Below are 1,001 nucleotides of genomic sequence, written 5' to 3' on the forward strand. Positions count from 1 at the left end.
GCGGAGTATTTGTGTGCGCGGTTGACGGGCGAGGCTGTGGGCTCTGGTGTTCCTCTCGCGGTGCGGGCTGATGCGGATGAGCCGATCGCGATCATCGGCATGACCTGCCGCTTCCCGGGAGGTGCTAACTCCCCCGAAACGCTATGGGACCTGGTCTCCTCGGGGAAGGACGTGATCGGGGAGTTTCCCACCGGCCGCGGCTGGGACCTGGACCGGCTGTTCCATCCGGACCCCGATCACGCGGGCACCAGCTATGCGAACAAGGGTGCCTTCCTCCATGACGCGGATGCGTTCGATGCGGCGTTCTTTGGGATCAATCCGCGGGAGGCGTTGGCGACGGATCCGCAGCAGCGGTTGTTGTTGGAGGCGTCGTGGGAGGTGGTGGAGCGGGCGGGGATTGATCCGGTGTCGTTGAAGGGGAGTCCGACGGGGGTTTACGCGGGTGTGATGTACCACGATTACGGGGCCGGGCTCAGTGGTGGTGACGCACGGTTGGAGGGGTACGCCATGTTGGCCAGCTCGGGCAGTGTGGTTTCTGGTCGGGTGGCGTACACGTTGGGGTTCGAAGGCCCCGCTGTGACGGTGGATACGGCGTGTTCGTCGTCGTTGGTGGCGGTGCATTTGGCGGTGCAGGCGTTGCGGCAGGGGGAGTGCACGCTGGCGTTGGCCGGTGGGGTGACGGTGATGGCTACCCCGGGTGTGTTCACCGGTTTTTCCCGGCAGCGTGGTCTGGCTCCCGATGGCCGGTGCAAGCCGTTCGCGGCTGCGGCTGATGGCACGGGTTGGGGTGAGGGTGTGGGTGTTCTGTTGCTGGAGCGGCTGTCGGATGCTCGGCGCAATGGTCATGACGTGCTGGCGGTGATTCGTGGCTCGGCGGTGAACCAGGATGGTGCGTCGAATGGGTTGACGGCGCCCAATGGTCCCTCGCAGCAGCGGGTGATTCGGCAGGCCTTGGCGAGTGCTGGGTTGTCGCCCTTGGATGTCGATGCGGTGGAGGCGCA

At 65.7% G+C, this 1,001-nt stretch carries 1 protein-coding gene; it reads left to right on the forward strand.

Going from position 1 to position 1,001, the window contains the following annotated elements:
- Positions 1–1,001: beta-ketoacyl synthase N-terminal-like domain-containing protein (locus VT50_RS37650; RefSeq protein WP_240529497.1), on the forward strand; the 1,001-nt coding region annotated here is incomplete at both ends.

The organism is Streptomyces antioxidans (genome assembly GCF_000968685.2).
GTDB classification, from domain to species: Bacteria; Actinomycetota; Actinomycetes; order Streptomycetales; family Streptomycetaceae; genus Streptomyces; species Streptomyces antioxidans.